3 protein-coding genes and 1 pseudogene are annotated in these 3,144 nt (G+C 43.0%); 1 reads left to right on the plus strand and 3 read right to left on the minus strand.

Annotated features, from left to right (window positions below; translation table 11 throughout):
* Positions 1–1,158, plus strand: a pseudogene (locus tag RMO52_RS18635) (hypothetical protein); the annotation flags it as partial.
* A gap of 161 nt (positions 1,159–1,319) precedes the next feature.
* On the opposite strand, the gene RMO52_RS18640 reads toward RMO52_RS18635, so the two are convergent.
* The 3 genes from RMO52_RS18640 to cas1 form a co-directional block, all read right to left on the minus strand.
* The gene (locus tag RMO52_RS18640; RefSeq protein ID WP_310417239.1) at positions 1,320–1,745 is read right to left on the minus strand and encodes a hypothetical protein; all 426 of its coding nucleotides are present in this window, start codon (positions 1,743–1,745) and stop codon (positions 1,320–1,322) included.
* A gap of 248 nt (positions 1,746–1,993) precedes the next feature.
* Positions 1,994–2,287 (minus strand): CRISPR-associated endonuclease Cas2, encoded by a 294-nt coding sequence (gene cas2 / locus RMO52_RS18645; RefSeq protein WP_310417243.1) that lies wholly within the window; start codon positions 2,285–2,287, stop codon positions 1,994–1,996.
* Between the two features lie 2 nt (positions 2,288–2,289).
* Positions 2,290–3,144: type I-MYXAN CRISPR-associated endonuclease Cas1 (gene cas1, locus RMO52_RS18650; RefSeq protein ID WP_310417247.1), on the minus strand; the 855-nt coding region annotated here is incomplete at its 5' end.

Below are 3,144 nucleotides of genomic sequence, written 5' to 3' on the forward strand. Positions count from 1 at the left end.
GAGCAATTGCAGTTAGTAGTGCCTGACAATAAAATTAAGCGGATTGAGGCATATTTCAATACCCCTGAAATTAACATCAAATTCACAAAATTAGATCGAGGGATACCTGAAACTTACGAAGAATCCCGCCGTAGTTATACAGTCTTACGTGTCGATCCCGATCTTTTAACTGCGGCTAATAAGACCGCAATCTCCAAACAACTTGGTAAGCCAGTATCTCAAGCAGATTATCAAGCCAAACTTGCCGAGATTCCTATTACCCACCAATGGACATCAATTAAGCTCAATAATCTCAAACAATGGATCGAACGATATCCTCAATCCATAAATGCCCCGATCTTGGATCTGAACAGATCGCAGCCAGTCCCTTACTCGCTCAAACCAATTACTGGCGAAGTATTAACGCGATTCAAAGGCACCGCGATGGCAATCGATAATTCAATCGTATTTGAATTTATCAACGATCGACAGCGGGATACTGCCACCTATCACCTGGGCTTGCCAATTAAAGCCGAACTTCCCAGTGAGGATAGTAAATCAACTCGTTATTTTGCTGTGGTAGAAACCGCAACACTCCAAACCTACCTTAACGATCGTGCTCTCAGCCACGTTTTGGTCAAAGATGGGGTCAAGCGTTCAAACCCAATTCTCAACTCGTACAGCACCAGCAAGGACTGGACTAAGCTACAGTCTCGCGCTCAGACTGATATCATCATGGGCTTCGCGGCTAACAAATATATTGGGATTCCACTCGAAGCCAAAAGTCGCACGTCCATGTATCGCGACAACTGGGGTAATAATGCAAATGCGACCGTCTACAAATCAACAGATGTAGTAATGGTCAGCGGTAATCGGACGGGGAAGGATACCAGCAATGAGTTGTTAGCACGCCATTTTCGGACGCAGTACCTACCATTAATTAATGCCGCAATCGCAGGCAAGGCAAAGATCCTGGTTGGCGCGGACGCAGGAATAGACACAATGGTCAGAGAACATTTAAACGATGTTGGCTACGATCTGCATCTCAATTCGGCAGGAATATACGAGGCAACAATTCGATCGCAGATCCAAGAGGAAGCCTCGCTCCAAGCATACATCCCAGTGCAGGAACAAACAGAACGAGAGGAGGAATGCGAGTATGCAGATATGACAGTATAGTCAATGTTTGGGAAGTGGAGGCTGGTTTTATCCAGCAATTTAGATCGACGCAATAGCAATTCACACTGCATACTTCCTCAGTCAGTACGAGTTAATAATAGGATGATAATCATCCTATTATGCTAATTCTTGCCACAATTTATCTATAGTTCATAAAAATTCTAGTTACTATTTCCATATTCAAGATATATTCTCTGCTCTTTTTCTTCATCAGTTTCAAATCTCCGATCGTATTTTTCTTGAGCTTCTAATTCAAGGAGAATAGATATTTTTTGAGCTGCTTCTAATTGATAATTTTGGAAGATATCCAGCACTCTCTCTTTCGCATACGCTTCTGGAATCAAGTTTAACAGGACAATCAGGTCTTCACTGAGAAAAGTACCATCTTCATAGCACTTCCATTTTGAATCAAAATTAGATTGTTGAGAGCCATGTAAAATACACTCAGATGGATCTAAGTAAAAATCAGTTAAAAAAAGTTCATAACTTTTTTGGTTGAGATCTTTGAAAGCTAGGGCTTTTTTTCTTATCTCAAAAAATAACTCAGGTAACTCACGAACCTGTGTAGGTGTATCACTATCGGTCATAGCTAATATTTTGGGAGCGACAACTTCGATCTTAGCAGTATAATCCACAGAACATCAGTGCAATCTGGCGTAATTAAGATAGAAGAGATAGCTCAAAAGTTGCTATTTCTAAAATTTAATCTAATGTAAACTGTGTGATTGTTCGGTTTATGCTCAACGCCTGATGGCATCAAAGGGATCGGGATGAGTGCATTAAATCATATCAGTGAAATCAGCAGACAATCTCAAATATAGATTCGTACTTTCATTCACACGATCCGAAAACAATCGAAATCGTCAACCCAAACGCCAGGGCGATTGCACTTTTGCAATCGTTCCTCGCAACGATGACATAAGCCAGCCACGAAAAGACTATCCTCCGTCACCAAGATTTGTTCTAGTTCCCATCGTAGTTTTTCCCGATCGCGTTGAGTCAACCGACACCGAAAAATGGAATACTGGACTCGATCTCCGTAACCTTGCAAGAGCTTGTAGGCTTTGCGCCAGCGTTTAGGCGAGCGGATATCGTAGCAAATTAAATACCAATGTTTAATTTCTGCCATCTCTATCTCACCACCAATCGAGCAAATAACCCACTCTCACCATTCCATTCCTTCTCTAGCAATCTTACTTCTAATTCCAACAGCCGTCGGTAAGTCAGGGAGTAACCAGTCACGGGGTGTTTCCAGCTCTCTTGTTTGCGACGTTCGTAGAGCGCGACGAATTTTTTCCGGCCCTCATCACTCAACCAAACTTGTTGACCCCGAATGGTAAAATCGGTCTGGACATCCCAGCTCAACCGATTAATCGAACTCAAGACGATCGAATCAACCAGTGGAACGCGAAAAATCTCCATTAAATCTAAAGCTAGTGGTGGAGCCTGAGTGCGAGGCTGGTGATAGAAACCTAATGCTGGTTCTAATCCAACAGTGAGAATGCTGTTTGTTACATCTTTGAGTAGAAGTGCGTACCCAAAACTCAATAGAGCATTAAAACGATCTTTGGGTGGACGGCGGTTACGTCGATCGAAATGTAAACTACCATCAACGCGATCGCTAATTAGAGTATCGAGCGCACCAAAGTACAGAGCAGCTAGATTGCCTTCCATACCCAGCAGGGAAGGGATAGAAGTAGTCTGAGTCACTTGTTTGAGAATCATCTTCATCTGCTCGATCGCCTGAGCCAAGGATTCTGGCATAACTTTTTGCCCGCGTTGTCCGCGCATCAACAATTTTCGCTGCCCCTGTCCGCGACAGACAACCAATTTTCGAGCTAATTCCAGACATAGATCTGGATTAGTCAATGCTTGATATTGAGCGATTCGCCGCTGAATACTCCCTTGACGAAAATCGAAGCCTCCCAAATATCGACCACCACCAGAAACTAAATGTACGCCAATTTCGCGTTCCCCACAGAAATA

Origin of the sequence: Chamaesiphon sp. OTE_8_metabat_110, from assembly GCF_031382685.1 — a bacterium.
In the GTDB taxonomy this organism is placed as follows: Bacteria; Cyanobacteriota; Cyanobacteriia; order Cyanobacteriales; family Chamaesiphonaceae; genus Chamaesiphon.

Bases quoted from the DNA above. Each gene is read 5' to 3' on its own strand.
- RMO52_RS18640 (WP_310417239.1), bottom strand. From the start codon at position 1,745: ATGACCGATAGTGATACACCTACACAGGTTCGTGAGTTACCTGAGTTA.
- cas2 (WP_310417243.1), bottom strand. From the start codon at position 2,287: ATGGCAGAAATTAAACATTGGTATTTAATTTGCTACGATATCCGCTCG.